A 402-nucleotide genomic window follows, 5' to 3' on the forward strand; every position below is an offset into this window, starting at 1 on the left:
GCCAGCGGGGTCGGCGGCGCGGCGGCCAAGGCTGGGTCCGGCGGGGACGCCGGGGCCGGTGGTCACGCCGGCGCGGCCGGCAAGGGCGGTATCGGTGCGGCCGGCAACCACGGCATCAACAGCGGCGACTCCGGGTTTGCCGGTGGTGACGGCGGCGCCGGCGGTCAGGGCGCCAACGGCGGTGCCGGTGGGGTCGCCGGCCTGGCCGGTGCCGGTGCCGGCGGGGTGGCCGGCGCCAACGGCAACGGTGGTAATGCCAGCAGCGGTGGTGCCGGTGGTGCGGCCGGGTCCGGTGGGGCCGGGGTCGACGGCGCGATCGGTCAGGCCGGCACCAACGCCGGGGCCGGTGGCACCGGTGGTAGCGGCGGCGCCGGCGGTAAGGGCGGCGCCGGTGGTGCCGGT

1 protein-coding gene is annotated in these 402 nt (G+C 80.1%); it reads left to right on the forward strand.

Annotated elements, in window-relative coordinates; translation table 11 throughout:
* Window positions 1–402, forward strand: a 402-nt coding sequence (locus AC5Y4D_RS27365) for a hypothetical protein (RefSeq protein ID WP_500038782.1), incomplete at both ends; no start/stop codon positions are given.

The sequence above is a fragment of the Mycobacterium sp. NGS67 genome, from assembly GCF_059812185.1.